This window comes from Rheinheimera lutimaris, from assembly GCF_013283795.1.
GTDB lineage: Bacteria > Pseudomonadota > Gammaproteobacteria > Enterobacterales > Alteromonadaceae > Alishewanella > Alishewanella lutimaris.
This window is the reverse complement of record NZ_JABSOD010000005.1, coordinates 31,428-49,521: the sequence shown is the minus strand read 5'-3', so window position 1 is coordinate 49,521 and position 18,094 is coordinate 31,428. Positions and strand designations below refer to the sequence as shown.

At 42.5% G+C, this 18,094-nt stretch carries 15 protein-coding genes; 12 read left to right on the top strand and 3 right to left on the bottom strand.

From position 1 onward, the window contains the following. Nucleotides 1-25 precede the first annotated feature (25 nt). Nucleotides 26-742 carry a transglutaminase-like cysteine peptidase gene (locus HRH59_RS06230; protein ID WP_218573476.1) on the bottom strand — a complete coding sequence of 239 codons (717 nt, stop codon included), beginning with the start codon at nt 740-742 and terminating at the stop codon, nt 26-28. Nucleotides 743-1,064: 322 nt separating this feature from the next. Between HRH59_RS06230 and galU the strand changes: the two genes are divergently transcribed. From galU to HRH59_RS06175, 11 genes are all read left to right on the top strand, one after another. Beyond that, a complete protein-coding gene (gene galU, locus HRH59_RS06225) occupies nt 1,065-2,030 on the top strand; it encodes a UTP--glucose-1-phosphate uridylyltransferase GalU (RefSeq protein ID WP_173500411.1) in 966 nt (321 codons plus the stop codon). A gap of 213 nt (nt 2,031-2,243) precedes the next feature. After that, the gene (locus HRH59_RS06220; protein WP_173500410.1) at nt 2,244-2,957 is read left to right on the top strand and encodes a WecB/TagA/CpsF family glycosyltransferase; all 714 of its coding nucleotides are present in this window, start codon (nt 2,244-2,246) and stop codon (nt 2,955-2,957) included. A 413-nt stretch (nt 2,958-3,370) separates the two neighbouring features. Further along, nucleotides 3,371-4,303, top strand: coding sequence for a glycosyltransferase family 2 protein (locus tag HRH59_RS06215; RefSeq protein ID WP_173500409.1), 933 nt, complete (start codon nt 3,371-3,373; stop codon nt 4,301-4,303). 27 nt (nt 4,304-4,330) lie between these two features. Beyond that, a complete protein-coding gene (locus HRH59_RS06210) occupies nt 4,331-5,608 on the top strand; it encodes an O-antigen ligase family protein (protein WP_173500408.1) in 1,278 nt (425 codons plus the stop codon). Beyond that, nucleotides 5,598-6,512 (top strand): glycosyltransferase family 2 protein, encoded by a 915-nt coding sequence (locus tag HRH59_RS06205; RefSeq protein ID WP_173500407.1) that lies wholly within the window; start codon nt 5,598-5,600, stop codon nt 6,510-6,512. Before HRH59_RS06210 ends, HRH59_RS06205 begins: the two co-directional genes overlap by 11 nt. A 24-nt stretch (nt 6,513-6,536) precedes the next feature. Then, complete coding sequence (locus HRH59_RS06200) at nt 6,537-6,947, top strand: hypothetical protein (RefSeq protein WP_173500406.1); 411 nt, start codon at nt 6,537-6,539, stop codon at nt 6,945-6,947. Nucleotides 6,948-7,133: 186 nt separating this feature from the next. After that, entirely contained in the window at nt 7,134-8,423 is a 1,290-nt protein-coding gene (locus HRH59_RS06195) for a lipopolysaccharide biosynthesis protein (protein ID WP_173500405.1), read from the top strand. Continuing rightward, nucleotides 8,420-10,183, top strand: a complete 1,764-nt coding sequence (locus tag HRH59_RS06190; RefSeq protein ID WP_173500404.1) for an asparagine synthase-related protein — start codon at nt 8,420-8,422, stop codon at nt 10,181-10,183. Before HRH59_RS06195 ends, HRH59_RS06190 begins: the two co-directional genes overlap by 4 nt. Before the next feature lie 158 nt (nt 10,184-10,341). Continuing rightward, on the top strand, nt 10,342-12,498 hold the full coding sequence (locus HRH59_RS06185) for a polysaccharide lyase family 8 super-sandwich domain-containing protein (RefSeq protein ID WP_173500403.1): 2,157 nt from the start codon (nt 10,342-10,344) through the stop codon (nt 12,496-12,498). Nucleotides 12,499-12,573: 75 nt separating this feature from the next. Further along, nucleotides 12,574-13,857, top strand: coding sequence for a Vi polysaccharide biosynthesis UDP-N-acetylglucosamine C-6 dehydrogenase TviB (gene tviB / locus HRH59_RS06180; protein WP_218573475.1), 1,284 nt, complete (start codon nt 12,574-12,576; stop codon nt 13,855-13,857). A 124-nt stretch (nt 13,858-13,981) separates the two neighbouring features. Next, nucleotides 13,982-14,344 carry a VanZ family protein gene (locus tag HRH59_RS06175; RefSeq protein ID WP_173500402.1) on the top strand — a complete coding sequence of 121 codons (363 nt, stop codon included), beginning with the start codon at nt 13,982-13,984 and terminating at the stop codon, nt 14,342-14,344. Between the two features lie 145 nt (nt 14,345-14,489). Here the strand turns inward: HRH59_RS06175 and HRH59_RS06170 are convergent, their stop codons facing one another. Both HRH59_RS06170 and HRH59_RS06165 read right to left on the bottom strand, forming a co-directional pair. Further along, nucleotides 14,490-15,122 (bottom strand): DVUA0089 family protein, encoded by a 633-nt coding sequence (locus tag HRH59_RS06170; protein WP_173500401.1) that lies wholly within the window; start codon nt 15,120-15,122, stop codon nt 14,490-14,492. A 187-nt stretch (nt 15,123-15,309) separates the two neighbouring features. Further along, nucleotides 15,310-15,963 (bottom strand): PEP-CTERM sorting domain-containing protein, encoded by a 654-nt coding sequence (locus HRH59_RS06165; RefSeq protein WP_173500400.1) that lies wholly within the window; start codon nt 15,961-15,963, stop codon nt 15,310-15,312. A 727-nt stretch (nt 15,964-16,690) separates the two neighbouring features. On the opposite strand from HRH59_RS06165, the gene HRH59_RS06160 reads away from it, so the two are divergent. After that, entirely contained in the window at nt 16,691-18,088 is a 1,398-nt protein-coding gene (locus tag HRH59_RS06160; RefSeq protein WP_218573474.1) for an undecaprenyl-phosphate glucose phosphotransferase, read from the top strand. Nucleotides 18,089-18,094 lie beyond the last annotated feature (6 nt).

Here is an 18,094-nt window from a genome sequence, read left to right as displayed (position 1 = left end):
TTGTCCCTTCAATATATACAAATTGTTAATTACCATGTTCTATCCGTTCAAGCAACTGCTGCCATTGCGATACCCCGGCGCTGTTTTCCACCTTATTGCCCAGGCCCTGGGCTTTCGCCATCCATAAACCGCTGCCGTTAAAGGCGTAAACCGGTCGCAAATCGGTGCGTTTATTCGCCGGCAAAATTTTCGGGTTAATATTGTCCAGTACCAGTGGATACTGACCGGGTTTTTCGGTGTAGGTTAGTACCATATGCGGTTCGTTCTGTGTAAGGGCCCGCACATACATTAACCGCAGTTTATTTTCCTCCACGCCCATAGCGCGCAGCATAAAGTACTTTAGTATTACGTAATCTTCACAGTCACCGGCACCGGTTTGCAGTGACTCCAGCGGCGTAGCCCAGTAATCGCTTTTGCCCCAATGCGCTTCATCACTGGCATAAGCTACTTCGCGGTTGGCAAAATCGTTAGCTTTGTGCAGCTTATTCCAATCGCTGTTACCACGGCTGTTGTTGATTAAGGCTTGCCAGCGCAATACCCGTTGCAGCGCGGCCTCACCGTAGCCTTGTTCTGTTTGCTGTAACAACGTATCGCTTAGCGCAAAAGGCTCTACCCGGGTAAATACCTGAAAACTGAGCAATATGCTAACAGAAAGTAACAGGCAATAGCCAAAGCACCGGTAAAAACGGCGAAAGCGTTCGGTAAGAAACCATGGGCAGGAGAGCTGCAGGCTAGAGGGCAATATGTAACACACCAGCGTTATCAGTAAGTTATTGCCAAACTATAGCGGCTGTGGCTAAGCGCTGCAATTACCACTGCGGCAATTTGCCATCAGAGCGTCATAAATAGCAGTTAAAATACTTTGACTTTACAATTTGTGTACGTAAAATTGCGACGCTCGACAGGATGTAACATTTCAGCCATGGACGATTACCGCACCAGCATCGCGCTTTTGCCGCTTACTATCGCTTTTATCCGTGCTCGCTTTGTCTATTTGCACATAATGTTGTAATGTTGTGTTGATTTTTGTTAATTAATTGTCATTCACCACAAGGACCGGTACTATGCCTTCATCGTTATCTGCAGTAAAAACCTCTGCCATCACTAAGGCTGTTATTCCGGTTGCGGGTCTGGGAACCCGTATGTTGCCCGCCACTAAGGCGATGGCAAAAGAAATGTTACCGGTAGTAGACCGGCCTCTGATTCAGTATGTAGTGCAGGAAGCGGTAGCCGCCGGTATTACTGAAATTGTATTAGTAACGCACTCGTCGAAAAACAGCATTGAAAACCACTTTGACACCAGCTTTGAGCTGGAAGCCACGCTGGAAAAACGCGTTAAGCGCCAGTTGCTGGAAGAAGTGCGCGCCATAGTGCCAAAAAATGTCACCATTATTTCCGTGCGTCAACCGGTAGCGTTGGGCCTTGGTCATGCCATTTTATGTGCACGGCCGGTAGTAGGTGACAACGCCTTTGCGGTATTGCTGCCGGATGTATTAATTGATCAGTACCACAGCAACCTGAAAAAAGACAACCTGGCGGCAATGATAGCGCGCTATAAAGAAAACAACGCCAGCCAGATCATGGTAGAGCCGGTGCCGCACGACATGGTAAACCAATATGGTGTGGTTGATTTAAACGGCACCGATTTAGGCGCCGGTTGTACCGCAAAAATTTACGATATGGTAGAAAAGCCGGATCTGGACGAGGCGCCAAGCAATTACGCCATTACCGGCCGTTATGTGCTGTCTGCTGCCATTTGGGACCTGCTGGAATTTACGCCGCCAGGCGCCGGCGACGAAATTCAGTTAACCGATGCGTTGCATCAACTGCGGTTACTCGAACAACTGGAAGCCTACCGCATTGTGGGCAAAAGCCATGACTGCGGCACCAAATTGGGCCTGTTAACCGCCAATATGGAATACGGCCTGCGCCACCCGACACTGGGCGCTCCGTTAAAAGCACAGATGCAAAAGCTGATTAACGAGCCACTGAAAAGAACTGAATTGGAACTGGCGATAGCGCAGTCTTAACAATAGTTGTTTATACGACTGCAGTGCGTAGTTAGGATTTTTTATAAATCTGCATTTTGAAAAGCTGGGTTTAGCAACCGTAAGGGTATTCAGCAGTTTCTGAGGTTAACTCCGAGGCTGAAGAAAACAGCTAACCAGTTTGGTTATTTTAATTGTCAAGAAAATTAACATTGGTGTGTAATTGAATTTCGCTGCTTTGGATGTAAAAACAGTATGAAACATACGAATTTACTGTTGGTAAACTCAGATTTTAGACCTTCATCAATTAAACCAGGTGGTTGCTACTCATTTCTGAATTTAGCTTCGTTAAGTGCATTTTTTAAAGATAGTAATGACGGTGATATTACTTACTATTGTGATGGTTTTTTAATGTGCATGTTAATTGGTTTGGTTAAAAGAAAAAATATTAACAGAGCAAGTTTTGATTTTACCTCTATTGCTGAAGATGTATTTCAATTTGCTGAGGAAAATGAAAAATCAGTTTTTTTTGTAGGCGCTACTGAACAAGAAGTTACAGCATTCCAAGTGAAAATTTTTAAACGGTATCCGAACATCGTGATAAAAGGCTACCAAAATGGATTTTTCTCCCAAAAAGAAGAGCATCAACTGATAGATAAAATTAAAGAACTTTCAGTAGACATTGTGGTTGCTGGCTTAGGGGCGGGAAAGCAGGAGCAGTTTGTCTTAAAACTTCAAAGGGCAGGTTATCAGGGCTGCTCATTTACATGTGGTGGTTTTATTAGGCAGGAAGCTGGTAGTACAGGAGATTATTATCCTGAATGGATAAACCGGTTGAGTTTAAGAGCTTTTTACAGAATGTATAAAGAACCGCATACCATTAAAAGATATGTACTCGATTATCCCAAAAACGCATTTAGCTTTCTTGGCAAAGTGGTCTCTAAAAAACTAAATGTGCAAGTGCTTTAAAATATGGATCTTAACTTGAATTTACAAGAAAAACTCTCATGTACGAGGGGGCATCGGCGATAGAAGGCACAGCAGGGATTTCTGATTTGGAAAATATTAATATTGTAATTACTGATGTGGATTGTTCTGTAATATCTAATTATATTTGAATGAGCTTATGCCAGCTCAAAGTACCTAACCTGAAACTGCCTAATAAACAACACATAAAGTGCCGGTTATTACGTCTCGTGGTGATTTTTACAGCTAAATTACAGGTGAATGCCATAGTGCTTCTATTTGCTGAGGAATATGAGGTTATAACGGATGTGACTTATGCTGAACGATCTGGGTAATTTTTTTAATCGTTATTACATTTATTGTATTGATATTTTCTGAGTAATTAATAGCTACATAGCTTTATAAGGTGTAACTAAATGAATAAAATAAAAGTTGTTATCGGTATACCTACGTTTAAAAGACCTCAGGGATTAAGACGGTTGCTTGAATCAATTGCAAGACAGCAAGCGGATTTTTCTCCAATAGTATTGGTTGCTGATAATGAAGGTGAGGGGGGAAGTGGTCATGTTACTGTGAACGAAATGAAAGCAGGTTACCCTTATCAGTTAGTTGTTATCGCAGTACCCGCTCGAGGCATATCACATGTTCGTAATGCTTTAATGTTGCATGCTTTTGACAAATTTGAGGCTGATATGCTGGCTATGGTCGACGATGATGAAGTTGTTGAGCAGAAATGGATTGCAAGTTTAGTAAAAATGCAGCAATTGGAAAATGTTGACGTTACTGCAGGAACTGTTTTGCCAGAATTTTCAGTTGAACCCCCAGTGTGGACTGAGAAACTTAATCTTTACTGGCGCACAATTCATCCTGCTGGGCGAATTGACTTAGTTCAGGGAACGGGTAATGTTCTGCTTAATCGTTCTGTCTGGGTTAAATTTAAAGGCCAACACTTTGATCCTGTTTTTGGTCTCACTGGTGGCGGTGATAAAGAGTTTTTTACCCGACTTAAAAGTGCTGGTGCAACTTTCGCTTTTACACCTGATGCTGTAAGTCATGAGTTCATCGATAGCTCAAGATTGACCAAAGAATGGGCAAAACAACGCGCCTATCGTATTGGATGTGGTGATGTTCGGATAATGAGAAAGAACAAAATGAGCATGTTAAGTTGGCTCAGCGAGGCGGTAAAAACATTATCGGCATTCGTATATTACTCAGTTCTATATATTTTCTGCTTTAATTCAGAAAGAAAAAAAATGCATGCGATATTTAAGATCATGCGCCAAAGGGGGAAATTAAATGGTATTTTTGGTACAGCCCCTGAAGTTTATAAGAACGTACATGGTGCCTAAAATGTTCTTAATCTGCAGGGAATATTGATGCTTTCCGTATCCAATGGTTATTTGAAAGTTAATTATTATCATCTGGCACATTTTTTACTATGTGCTTTACTGGTGTTTGCTGATGTTGGATTAAATCCGTTTTCCTCACAAGTTTCCGAGTTAAGGTTAGATGAGACAGGCTTTAGCAATGCTTTGCGGCAGATTGTTTTTCTTCTTATTTGGGTATTGTCAGTAGTTTGCTTTTTTAAATTAGGTAGTGTTAAAGACCTACTTAAATTTAAAGGACTAATTCTGATCTTGCTTTGGTGTGCATTGTCGGTTAGTTGGGCTGCTGAACCAGCGATATCTTTTCGTAGGATTATACTGCTTTCTGTTACTACAACAACACTCATGATGCTGGTTAGTATCATTAAAGCAGATAGTTTGTTTAAAGTTTTAGCTGTTTTATATGCAGCGCTACTAATTATTAGTATTGTTTCAATACCTGTTTTACCCGGAGCAGTGCACGGGGCTTCTGAATTGTTTGATACTGGACTGGTTGGGAATTGGAAAGGGGTATTTCCTCATAAGAACCTTGCTGCACCAGCAATATGTTTCGGAATAATTTTTTTTATATATAGCATAATCAAGACTAAAAATTATTTTTACGCTCCTTTTATATTGGTTGGAATAATTTTTATCTATTTCACTCAATCAAAAACCTCCTTTGCTCTGCTCTTTCCAAGTGTTTTTTTCGGCTTAATGATGATGTTGGTTATAAAAAGAAGCCTCATCAAAAATATCGTTGCTATAGTGATTTTTGTCTTTCTAGTTTTGCTTGTCGTCTTGTCAGAGCAAATTTTGTTCTTATTTTTGGATGTTCTTAATGACCCTCAGGCATTCACTGGTCGTGCGACAATTTGGAATCTTATGTATTTAGCCATTCAAGATCATTTTTGGTTTGGCTTAGGATATGGCTCAGTTTGGCACGTTGGTGAAGACATGGTAGTAGCGAAATATGCATTTGGCTGGGTTGATTGGGTTTTTACACAAACTCAAGGACATAATAGCTATCTGGATCTTATTCTATCAATAGGGTTTATAGGTTTTTGCTTGGTTTTTTTTATACTCGTCATAAAGCCATTCTATGATTTATTATATGCTGACAATCCTGATCCATATTTTGTATTCCTGTATTTTTCGCTATTTTTCTTTGTTGTTTTTCATAGCTTGCTAGAAACAAATTTTTTATACGCGGATAAAGGTAGATGGTTCTTGTTTTTAATAATGTACTTACTGCTGATGAAAAATTCACGGAGGACTTGTGAAGAATGATTTATTTTTTAGTGTGGTAATTCCCGCTTTCAACAGAGCGCATAGTTTAAAACGCTGCATAGAGTCAGTTTTAAATCAGACTGAACAGCGATTTGAAATTATAGTCGTTGATGATGGTTCTACCGATAATACGAAAGCTGTCATAGACACGATTGCCGACTCACGTGTTCGTTATATATATAAGGTCAATGGCGGAGGCTCTAAAGCCCGCAATACGGGTATTGATATTGCAGAAGGTCAATTTATCGCTTTTCTCGATTCTGATGATATTTTTCTGCCGCATCATTTAGCTAATGCGCTACCAGCTTTAGTACAAGGTGATAACGTTTGTACTTTTACGCAAGTTATCGTTGATCGTGGCGAAGAACTTAATTTCATTAAGCCTCATCGCCCTATTAAAGAGCATGAGCATATTTCTGAATATTTGATGCGAGACAGAGGATTTGTACAAACAAGTACTTTAGTAGTTCCTAGGGAGCTAGCATTGAAATCTAAGTATGATGAAGTTATTACTTTTGGTCAAGATACTGATTTTGCAATTAAATTAGTTTTTAATGGTGGCGTTTTGCGCATGTTATCTGAGCCAGGCGCTATTTGGGATGACAAATGGAGTGCTAACCGACTTTCTAGTAAAAGTAACCCCCAGCAACGTTTAGAATGGTTACGTAGAATTAAGCCTATGCTAACTGATAAAGCATATTTAGCAGATACTGGCTGGCCAGTAGCCAAAGGTTTTGCACAAAATGGTCAGCGAACGAGGGCTTTAAATCTGTTCTTCAAAGCTCTTGTTCGAGGCTGCTATCGTCCAAAAATGGCAATTGTTATTTTTCTACAAGTAGCCTTATCGAAAAGTGCTTATCGTAAAATGTCAGATGTATTAGCTAAGTTTGGCGTACAACCTTAAATTGGGTAGGTTTTTTTGCTGGTTTTGAATAAAGATTTAAAATTAAAAATTAAAAGCTATCCGAATGTTGTAGCTACAGCAATTAAATCATGCTGGTTATTTGGCAATGAAACGGTTTGGGATACTAAAGCCTTACAAGATAACGCTGATTATATCTATACCAGAAAATTACTCGGTGATACTGGTTGGTTTGTTGCTGAAGCTGTTTCAAAATACATATATGTTATAAAGCAAATGTCTTTGGCTGTTAAAGCTCGGGTGGAACAACCGATGCTACCGCATCTCAACGCGTATCTATTAGGATCGCTGAATTTTCTGGCTCATGCAGACACGGACTTACGAGCTGAAGTACTTGGCTCTATAAAGTTAGATTTAAGCAAACTGAACGATGCAAAGGCGTATTATAGAGCAGCGCACTCTAAAGTTCTTAGATGATTTAATGATCTTTGTATATGCAATCCCATCGGAAGATTATTTATTACACAAATTTCCCAGCCCTTTGGTTACTTTTTATGAGGCATCCTTGCTGCTTAAGCAAACACAGGTACTGGGATTGGATGTAGCTCCAGTGGATATAGTGAACCTTGCGTGCTAGTTATAAACGATTTTAAAGAGGCTACTGTGCTAAAGCGATTCAAAGAACTCACTAAAGGGAATTTGTTCCGTAATATTTTTACTGTCGCAACAGGTGCTGCCGGAGCCCAGGCTATTACCATGCTGGCGTCTCCGTTTATTACTCGGTTGTACGGCCCGGAAGCTTTTGGTGTGCTGGGCGCTTTTTTAGCATTGGTTATGGTGCTAAGCCCGATAGCGGCGCTTTGTTACCCTATTGCGATTGTACTGCCACGCCAGGACAGCGAAGCTAAAAAAATTGCGCAATTAAGTGCCTTATTGGCACTGACTTTGGCATTTGTCATTACCTTACTGCTGTTGGTCGCAGGTGAAACCATAGTTCACTGGTTAGGGTTAGAGGCTATTTATGCCTTTGTGTTGTTTATCCCGCTGGCGATGTTTTTCTCGGCACTACATCAAATTTTGCAGCAATGGTTAATCCGCAAAAAACAATTTAAGGTTACCGCCAAAGTTGCTTTTATGCAGTCGGCTATTGTTAACAGCGCTAAAGTTGGCTTTGGTTGGTTTAACCCGGTGGCGGCAGTTTTAATAGTTATTGCCACTCTTGCTCATGCTTTGCATGCCGTAATGTTGTTTGTTGGAGCTAAAGCTACGTTAGCAAGCCAAGCCGTTGATGATAACTCTAATGCCGGTATTTGGGTGTTAGCAAAGAAATACTACGATTTTCCGTTGTTTCGCGCGCCGCAGGCATTAATCAATGCAGTGTCGCTGAGTCTGCCGGTATTAATGCTGATGAGCTTTTTCGGGCCTGCGGCAGCAGGCTTTTATGCGTTGGCTAAAACCATTTTAGCCATGCCGGCAAACTTACTGGGTAAAGCTGTGGCCGACGTGTTTTATCCCCGCATTACTGAAGCTGCCAACAACGGAGAGAACGTTGCTGCCTTGTTACGCAAAGCCACGTGGGCACTGGCCGGTGTCGGAGTGTTACCCTTTGCGTTAATTGTAGTAGCAGGGCCGTGGTTATTTGGGTTTGTCTTTGGTGCTGAGTGGACTGTATCGGGTGAGTATGCCCGTTGGATGGCGTTGTGGCTATATGCCGGCTTCCTGAACCGACCCAGTGTAGCGGCAATTGCCACCTTATCCCTGCAAGGCTTTTTCTTGTGCTATGAAATCGTCAGTGTACTGCTTCGGGCTGCAGCCCTGGTGGCGGGTTTTATGCTGTTTAACAGCGATGTTATCGCCGTTATGCTGTTTTCTTTGGTTAGTGTCGCACTGAATGTATTTTTGATTGGTTTCACCTTTATCAAAGCGGCAGCTGTGGAGCAACGTACCCGATGAGTGATTTTATTTTTTCCGCTGCACCGCTGGCAGAAACTACAGCGAAAACTGCCTTGCAAGGGATTTATAGTTCGGCGCCACCTGCTGTTGAATTTATCAGTGGTACCTGGGGCAGCCTTGCCTATACGCCGAATTTGTATTGCGGCTTTAAACCGCTGCAGACAGAGCAACATATCTTTTTAGTTATTGGCGGCCCGGTTCTGGGTTTTACTGCTAACAGCTTTTTAGCTGACGCCGATAGTGATAAAGGTACGCAAGCGCTGTACCAGCGCTGGTTAAGTGGTGAGCTGCAATGGGATAGCGATCTGAGCGGACCTTTTGTGGTGTTAATTGTTGATAAACAGCGTCAAACGCTGAGCTGTATCACTGATTTAATGATGTTTATACCGGTGTATCAGTATCACACGCCGGAGCAGTTGGTTTTATCTACCCATGTTGATGTGTTGGCGCAATGCACAGGACAAACTAAGCAGATAGATATGGTATCTGTAGCCGATTTTGTGTTGAATGATGTTGTAACCTATCCGTACACCCTTTACCGCAACCTCCGGCAATGTGCACCTGCCGCTTTGCAAATGTATAGTTTGGCGCAGGATTTCACGCTTGATGTGCAGCCTTACTGGCAGCCTGAAGAAGTTAACCCGTATAAAGACATCAGTACGGCCGCGTATGCTTTACGGCAAGGTTTACAACACTATGTCAGTAATGTTGTGCAAACTGGTAGCAAGGTGGCCCAGTTTATCAGCGGGGGGGAGGACTCCCGCGCCATGTCTGGCCTGCTGGCAGAGTATACACAGCGGGATGCTTTTGTCTTTCTTGATAGCTACAACCGCGAAGGCAAAATAGCAAAACAGGTAGCCGATGCTTACGGCTCGTCATTCAATTTAAAGTTACGCCACCCTTGCTACTATATCGATATTTTGCCGGCGGCAAGTAAGTTGGTGGGGGCTGGTCACCAGTATATGCATGCACATACGCTGGGCTTTTATCAGGACTGCAAATTGCCGCAATATCAGGCGGTATTCGGTGGTTATCTTGCGGATTCTTTGCTAAAAGCGCCGTATGCCAATAAAAAAGGTGGTAGCCGAAAGTTTCCGTTTGTTCCGGAGCGCTTTGTGCACGGCGAAAGCCGCACCAAGCCAACTAAACATGCTTTTTTTAAGGCGGAAATTTTGCAGCAGCTTGATACCCGACGGTTGGCACATTTTCAGCGTATACAGCAGATCCGGCCTCATACGGCACATGAATGGTTTGTATTATGGCCAACTACTATGCGGGTGGCATTGCCTAACTTGTACTGCAACAGACGTTTATTCCGATCTTATGAACCTTTTATGTGTCAGCAAGTCGTAAAACTTGCCGCAGCTGTACCTACTGAGTGGAAGTTAAACCGCAAATTGTTTCACAAAGGCTGCAAGCCTTTTTTAAACAAAAGTAAGTGGTTACTTCATGGCGATGGCCGTTTGCCTTACCTGAGTTGGTGGCAGAATATGCCGCTTCAGTTTGTGATTTGGAGTTGGCGTCATCTATTGAAAAAGCTTGGGGTAATAACAGGTAATCAAGAGTCTTGGGCTGATTGGAAAGCCATCTTTAAATCTGATAATTGGAAAAGCATGGTGGCTGACAAACGCGTTATGCTGAACTGTATTACTATATTCTCGAGCGACATAGATGTGCAAAGTTGCTTTGAAAGCAAGCGGCTAAGTCAGCGCCAGAAGGTTAATTTAGCTCAGGTTCTGGAATATTACACTAAAGTGTAATTATATTTTTTATGGTCCCTCTATTTTTAATTTAAAACACTATCTTACAAAAGAATGCTTTAAAAAATGAAAAGATTACAAAATAGAAAATTAAACATAGCTGTTGCTAGGTTGCGTTGTGATGACATACTGCTTTCTGCTGGGTTTGGTAACTGTTAGTGCTTAAAAAATTTTACTTGATAACAGCGATCTTGTTTATGTTTTGCCTACCATCAATGGCTGGCGAAACAGATTTGCAAATAGCCAAGAATAACTGGTTGAATTGGCATTCTGTTAGTAAAAGCCCAGACGAAGTTAATTTTGGTTTATTAGCGTGGTCTGATACACAAGAAAGCATTTTTTCTGATATGCCTCTTCTAGTCGACGATGTCGCAGTTGACGAGTCAGTCATTACACATAGTTTAGTTAGGATTAATAAAAGCTTATCTTCTAACATGTCTCAAAGTCAGAAGCAGGTTGTTGAAGATGCGTTAGGTAAAGTTCTCCAAGAATATCGGGTTGGTCGGTTAAAATCTGGAAATTGGTGGCATTGGGAAATTGGAATTCCATCACAAATAAACCAAATTTTATTGCGAGCGGGACCTTGGCTCGATGAAGCACTATCTGCTGAGCTACTTAAAGCCAGTCACTATTATCTGCCAAAGCCAGGTTTCCAGAATTTTGGAGCATCTTCTAATACTAAAGCTTTTTTAAACACTGGAGCCAATCGAGTTGATACAGTATTAATAGTTCTTCAAAGAGCTTTACTGGAACAAGATGAAGAAGCCGTTACTTTAGCAATGAATAAGTTATGGTCAGTGATTGATTATGTTGATTCTGGTGATGGGTTTTATGTAGACGGTAGTTATATTCAGCATAGTGATATCGCATATATTGGCTCTTATGGGTTGGTGTTATTTGAAGGTTTAAATGAGGTATTAGCTCTGGTTAAAGGCACAAAATGGCAACCGGAGATAGGTATTTTTCATCGAGTGATGGATCTGTATGAATCTGCGCTTTTGCCCTTTTCGTTTGAAGGAAGATTGCTAGACATTGTTGCCGGTAGAGCGGTAAGCAGAGGATGGGAACAAACAGATCGCCGAGGCAGTAAAGTTCTTAGGCTGCTCTATGATTTTCATAAGGTAGCGCCTAATGAGTTAAAGGAAAGAATTGAAGTTTCAACTAATTCGTTCAAATTAAAGAGTAATCAATTTAAAGCCTTAATGTTTCCCTCTATGGACCGGTTTGTGTATCGAGCGCCAACTTATATTTCTGCCATTGCCATGCATTCCTCAAGGACGGGTAACTTTGAATGTTTGAATGGTGCAAATTTGAAAGGTTGGTATACCGGCGATGGCATGATGTATTTACAGATTGATAATAATGACTACGTTGATGTTTGGCCTTTACTTGATGCAACTTCGCCTCCTGGTACTACAACAGATAGGCAAGTGCTTGAGCCTTGTGCTGGGCAAAGCAATCATTATAACAGTCCGTTGAAATCTCAAACTTGGGTTGGTGGCGCAGTATTAGGACGTTATGCTGCTATTGGTATGGATTTCCAGAGTTTAAACGGAAAAACATTCGCTAAAAAATCTTGGTTTTATCTTCCCGATAGGATCGTCGCGCTTGGTTCAGGGATTCAAGGTGCGAAGAACACTAATATTTTCCAACGTTTTGCTGACAAGGCTGAACAACTTAGTTGGGAATCGATAAAAGGTGACGAAGTGCTTTGGCTCAACAATGCTCACTCAAATACAAGTTTAGGTGTTTTATTGCCCTATACTCAGCAAGCAAAATTTGCTTTGGAGCACGTAAAAGGCGATTGGCAAGACATCAATAAACATAGCAAACGACATATGAATAATACTCAGATTTCAGCATGGAGAGCCAGATTCGATCTTAGCCACGCCGAAAACGATTCTACTGATTACGCATATGTATTATTGCCAAATATTTCAAAAAAAGAAATGAACGAATTCTCAGAAAATCTAGATATTGAGGTCCTTAAAAAAGATCGTTTATTTCATGCTATCTGGTATAAGAAAGACAATGTGTTTTTAGCTAATAGCTATTCGATTGAGTTAAATGAAATAATCCCTGGCAAGCTATCCGTAAAAGGATCTTCGAGTATTTTAGTGCATTTTAATGAGAAAGTTATAGACGTAAGCGCTGCAGATCCAGAATGGGGAGAAAAACCAATTGAGCTGTTTTTCTCAGGCAAAGTAAAGCTGGTGAAAAGCAACGAACGAGTACAAATAAACAACAATCAGGTATTGATAAACACAACAGGTCTTAAAGGACTGAGTGTGCAGTTTGGCTTAGAGATCATGTAAATAGAGTCAGAGTAAAATACATTTTATTCTGACTCTATTTACGGTTTGGTTATTTATTAAAGAACGTTTTAAAGGATGAAAATGCTACAAAATAGAACATTAAACATTGTTGTTATCGGTTTGGGATATGTTGGCTTGCCGCTGGCTGTTGAGTTTGGTAAAAAGCATTCTGTTATTGGTTTTGATATTAACCAGAATCGTGTTAATGAACTGCGCTCTGGTAGCGATCAAACATTAGAGGTATCTTCATCTGAGCTATCAGAAGCTGCATTTTTAACCTTTACAACAGACCTTGCGGATTTAGCAGCGGCAAATACCTTTATTGTTACTGTGCCAACCCCTATTGATGAACACCGCCAGCCAGATATGACACCTTTAGTTAAGGCTAGCCAAACTATAGGTAAGGTGCTGAAAAAAGGTGATATTGTTATTTACGAATCTACTGTTTACCCCGGCGCTACAGAAGAAGTATGCGTACCGGTGCTGGAGGAGGTGTCTGGGCTTAAGTTTAACGTCGATTTTTTCGCTGGTTATAGCCCAGAGCGGATCAACCCCGGTGATAAAGAGCATCGCGTAACAAATATTAAAAAGGTAACAGCGGGTTCAACGCCTGAAGTGGCCGATATCGTTGATAGGCTTTACGCTAGTATTGTTAAGGTAGGCACCCATAAAGCCTCCAGTATTAAAGTCGCGGAAGCCGCTAAAGTCATTGAAAATACTCAACGTGATTTGAATATTGCCTTAATCAACGAACTGGCGGTCATTTTTAATCGTTTGGGTATAGATACTGAAGAAGTACTGTTGGCTGCGGGCACTAAATGGAACTTTCTACCTTTTCGCCCAGGTTTAGTGGGAGGCCATTGTATAGGGGTAGATCCTTATTATTTAACGCACAAAGCCCAGGCCATTGGTTATTACCCGGAAGTTATTCTGGCTGGTCGGCGGATAAACGACAACATGGGGCGTTATGTTGTTAGTCAGCTGGTGAAAAAGATGATCCATGCTAAAACGCTAATAGCAGGCAGTAAAGTACTGGTATTAGGCTTAACCTTTAAAGAAAACTGCCCGGACATTCGTAATACCAAAGTGGTCGATATTTTGTCTGAACTAAAAGACTACGGCATGAGCTTCGACGTGTTCGACCCTTGGGTGAGTGCGCAAGAAGCTGAGCACGAATACGGCATTACCCCAGTAGCCGCCCCACAAGCTGCCGGCTACGAAGCGGTAATACTGGCGGTGGCGCATCATCAATTTAAAGAACTTGGCGCTGCAGGTATACGCAAATTCCTGAAACCGGGCGGCATCATTTACGATTTAAAATATGTACTGGATAAAGCTGATTCCGATATTCGTTTGTAAATGTACAGTGGTGTCAGACCTTGTTGCAAATATCAAGACTTACCAGTTATGTTAAAAATGAGACATTGAAATCAGCTTAAAACACAAATCTATATTGCTGATATTCACCGAGATAGTAGCCGTAATGTTTTTACTTACTGCTGTATCTCTGGTGCTGTTACATGCACACCCTACCAGTTTTAAGCTGATTTCGCCGCTGGCGATGGCACTGGCCGGTACCGACAACGTGCTGCATGTTTTTGTTGGTGCTGTGCTGCCGTTTAGCCTGGCGATAATATGCCGGGTGGCGCAGCGTTCTGTCAGGTTTAACCTGATATTTTTTATGGTGTTTCCTGTGTGTTATGCACTGGATGAGTTTATTCAGTCTTTTACACCGCACCGCAAATCGGACTGGGCTGATTTTGGTATGTCCTTAGCTGGCTGGTTAATTGCCATCAGCGTCTGGTGTTTGCTGCATGTGTGTAAAACAAGGTTAAACCGACGCTAGCGCGGCTGATGTTTATGTAGCGCTGTAGCCGCTTGAATCGCCATAACCTCCTTACCCACTTTGGCCAGCCAGCATAAAACATATGTAACAACAAAAATGCAAAAGCCCCCGCATAGCGGGGCTCTGTCGTAAGAGTAAGCTGCAGTTAAACCGCGGCTTTTTTGCGATACAGGCGTAACGCTAACAAGCCCATCCCTAACAAAGCGATAGACGCCGGCTCTGGTATATTGCTGATAGCCGTGTTTTGCGGGCGAAAGTTATTTACAGCGCCATTTACGGTTAACTGGTATGGTAAGCTGCGATATAGCAGAGGGTTGCTATAGCTTGCTGCACCATTCCATTGCATGCCGTCAGTAATATCCGTTGCGCCATAATTGCAGCAGCTGCCTACGGCCAGCAGATAATTACCGGCTGAGAAATTAACACTTAAATATGCATCTAACGAGCTATAGCTGCCGTCGGTAAAGCCGCGGCCAGATATGGACCAGAAGTCATCATTTTGTGTAAGTAAATCTGACACATCTAAAATACCATCATCCCGAAACAGCCACAGCATGCTGTCCAAACTGCTTGCTTGATAGCCCCTGGCGAATATATCAAAACTGGCAAAACCGCCGGCGGAAGAAAACTGATAAAAATCAACAGTACGATAATAACCCTGATTACTTTGGTAATCGTGCAAAGCAGCATCGATAACAATTGGCGTGGCGTGGGTTTTAACAGCGAAGGCAGATACTGCACAGGCTAATACAAACAGCAGCTTAGCGGTGGTTTTCATTTTTACTCCTGGTGGCTACAACAAATTTCAGCTAAACCAGTAATTAGCACTATTTGTGCCATAATTTAAGTTTATGATATTTAACAGGTATTTAGTGAGCGCTGTATGGCGCTGTAAAAAATACTGACATTAAAGATGCAGCAATAAAAAAGCCCCGCCGAAGCAGGGCAAATTGCAGCGAGGTTTGTTACGCCTGTTTTTGCTTTCTGCGGCGGATGCCAATGCCGGCTAACGCCAGGCCAAACAGTGCAATGCTGGCTGGCTCGGGCACAGCAGCCGGGTTGCGTATTGAGAAAAAGGTGTTGTTTACTGTGCTGGTTGCACCTTCAAAGCTGGATACCGCTAACCAGTCGCCGCTTAACCAGCTGCTGTCGGCAAGAAATCCGCGTACGTCGCCGGTCCAGAAATCAATACCGCTAAGCTCCGGATCGGCTTGCCAGGTTTCTACCTGATCCCAGCTGATAAAAGCATACCAGGAGGTAACTTGCTGCCAGTCATCAAGCAAGGTGTCAAAGTAGTAAAACTCGGTGAACCACTCTAATTGATCCACGTCCCAGCCGAGTGCTGGATCGCCGTTGTCAGTGCTGCGATCCAGCGCAGAGAGGTCCAGCCGGCTGGCAATACGGATGTCGTCCATACCATCGAACAGATTTTGCGGTTGAATTAGTGAACCCGGGCTGTAAGGAGTAGGGAAGCCACCTACATCACCGGCACCCGGTGCCAGATAGCTGCTGCTGCCTGGCGCAGTGTCGGTAGCAGACACCTGAATTAGTGCTGCGTGGCTACTCAGGCTAAAACACAGGGCAGTGGCAGATAAAACCTTAATTAACGTTTTTTTCATAATGCATCACCTTATTTTGATACTCAAAATTTACAATGCAATAATTGTTCCTGATTTTAAGTTGTTGAAAAGTAGTGGCTTATATTTTTACGTTTTTATAACTGTAAGATTTTATGACATATTTTAACGTGGTGTTGCATGCGGCTTATCTTGGCTTTCTATTAACATTGCGACTGGTTGCAAAGTGGCTTTTTGCCATAACTGTCGTTTTATTGTAATAAATTTGTGTTTACATGGAGTTTTGTGGAACAAAACTTGTATCTGTAAAGTGCGGGGGTTGGTGCTTTTGTTTATTAACTTGTTGAAATATATTGGTTTATTTAACTTGTATAAACGAGGCCTACATTGAAATTATCAGCGTTATGCACCGCATTGGTGAGTAATGCCGTTATTTGGTGATATTTAAACCAGTTTGGTTATTTTTTAATCGATCTATTTCAATGAAAACCTTATGTAAAATGTTGGTTTATATATGTTGGTGTTTTTGCTTGCATTGAGCGCCTGATGTGATAAATTGTCGGCGTTTTAAGTACAGCATGCATTAACAAATCACCCCGCAGAAAGCAGTACAAGCTTAGCTTGAGCGGCGGTATTGGTTAGCGATAGACAGGTCTGAAGCGGTTTGCTTTATCCGGCCTGATGCAGAACGGCATACTTTTCTCAGCGACATTGTCCCTTGCAGTGTCAGATGCCAATGCTTTACGAATAGTTAAATGGAGTTAACACAGTGAACAAGCAAACGTTTCGATATACCGGCCATGCCTCGTCCGTTTTTTACCGGTTGATAGATTTACTGATCCTTGCCGCGGTGTTTGTATTGGGGGCGACACTTTACGACGTTACGTTAAACAGCAAATACGGTCTGCTGCTGTGTGCTTACCTGGTGTGCTATTCCTATTTGGCAGAATCGGTGCAGTTGTATCGCTCGTGGCGGGTAGGGCGTTTTTCCCGCATGCTGGTGCTGCTGGTGGTGGCACATACATTGGCGTTTTTGTTGGTGCTTGCCGCATTATTCCTGTTTAAACAATCAGAAGCCTTTTCACGCGCTGTTTTAATTGGCTGGTATGTAGCGTCTTTAGTTACGCTGGCGTTGTGGCGTATTGCTGCAAGGGGTATCAAAACCATGCAGCGTCGCCGTGGTTTGGCGATGCAAAAAGTCGCCATTATCGGTGCCACCGGCAGTGGTTTGAATTTATACCATGAAATTACGCGGCATCCTGAGTTGGGATTTGAGTGTATTGGCTTTTTTGATGATAGAGCCACAAACCGGCTGCCGGTTGAAACGCAGCGTTATGTGCGTGGCAGTATCGAGCAAGCTGTGGCACTCGCCCGCAGCGGTGAGTTAGTCAAATTGTATATATGTTTACCGATGCTGGCTGAACAGCGTGTGGCAGATATGATTACCGCCCTGGGTGACAGTACGGTAGACGTGTTATTGGTACCGGATTTTCTGATGAAAAACCTGATGCACGGCCGTATTGGTAATGTTGGCGATGTCGACACCATCAGCGTGTTTGAATCACCGGGTTTTGGTATCCAGGATTTTTACAAGCGTAGTTTTGATATTGCTTTCAGTAGCGCGGTATTGCTGGCTATAGCTCCGTTGTTACTGTTAATTGCCGCTGCAGTTAAGTTTACCTCTAAAGGGCCGGTACTGTTTAAGCAAGACCGCTATGGTTTGGATGGTCGCCGCATTGGTGTGTACAAATTCCGCTCGATGCGCACTATGGAAAATGGTGGCAAGGTGATACAAGCCACCCGCAACGATAGCCGCATTACCCCGGTAGGGGCTTTTTTACGCCGCACCTCTTTGGATGAATTACCGCAGTTCTTCAATGTACTAATGGGAGACATGTCTGTAGTTGGGCCGCGCCCGCACGCTGTTGCACATAATGAAGAATATCGTAAGCAGGTAGCATTTTATATGTTGCGCCACAAAATGCGCCCCGGTATTACCGGCTGGGCGCAGGTAAATGGCTGGCGTGGCGAAACGGACACCCTGGAAAAAATGGAGATGCGCGTCAAGTTCGATCTCGATTATATCCGTAACTGGTCACTGATGTTTGATATCAAAATTATCCTTAACACCTTGCTCAAAGGTTTTATTAACAAAAACGCTTATTAATAAGGA

What these genes read in the sequence shown, in the direction of transcription:
- galU (WP_173500411.1), top strand. Translation starts at nt 1,065, where the DNA reads ATGCCTTCATCGTTATCTGCAGTAAAAACCTCTGCCATCACTAAGGCT.
- HRH59_RS06220 (WP_173500410.1), top strand. Translation starts at nt 2,244, where the DNA reads ATGAAACATACGAATTTACTGTTGGTAAACTCAGATTTTAGACCTTCA.
- HRH59_RS06215 (WP_173500409.1), top strand. Translation starts at nt 3,371, where the DNA reads ATGAATAAAATAAAAGTTGTTATCGGTATACCTACGTTTAAAAGACCT.
- HRH59_RS06210 (WP_173500408.1), top strand. Translation starts at nt 4,331, where the DNA reads ATGCTTTCCGTATCCAATGGTTATTTGAAAGTTAATTATTATCATCTG.
- HRH59_RS06190 (WP_173500404.1), top strand. Translation starts at nt 8,420, where the DNA reads ATGAGTGATTTTATTTTTTCCGCTGCACCGCTGGCAGAAACTACAGCG.
- tviB (WP_218573475.1), top strand. Translation starts at nt 12,574, where the DNA reads ATGAAAATGCTACAAAATAGAACATTAAACATTGTTGTTATCGGTTTG.
- HRH59_RS06175 (WP_173500402.1), top strand. Translation starts at nt 13,982, where the DNA reads ATGTTTTTACTTACTGCTGTATCTCTGGTGCTGTTACATGCACACCCT.
- HRH59_RS06170 (WP_173500401.1), bottom strand. Translation starts at nt 15,122, where the DNA reads ATGAAAACCACCGCTAAGCTGCTGTTTGTATTAGCCTGTGCAGTATCT.
- HRH59_RS06165 (WP_173500400.1), bottom strand. Translation starts at nt 15,963, where the DNA reads ATGAAAAAAACGTTAATTAAGGTTTTATCTGCCACTGCCCTGTGTTTT.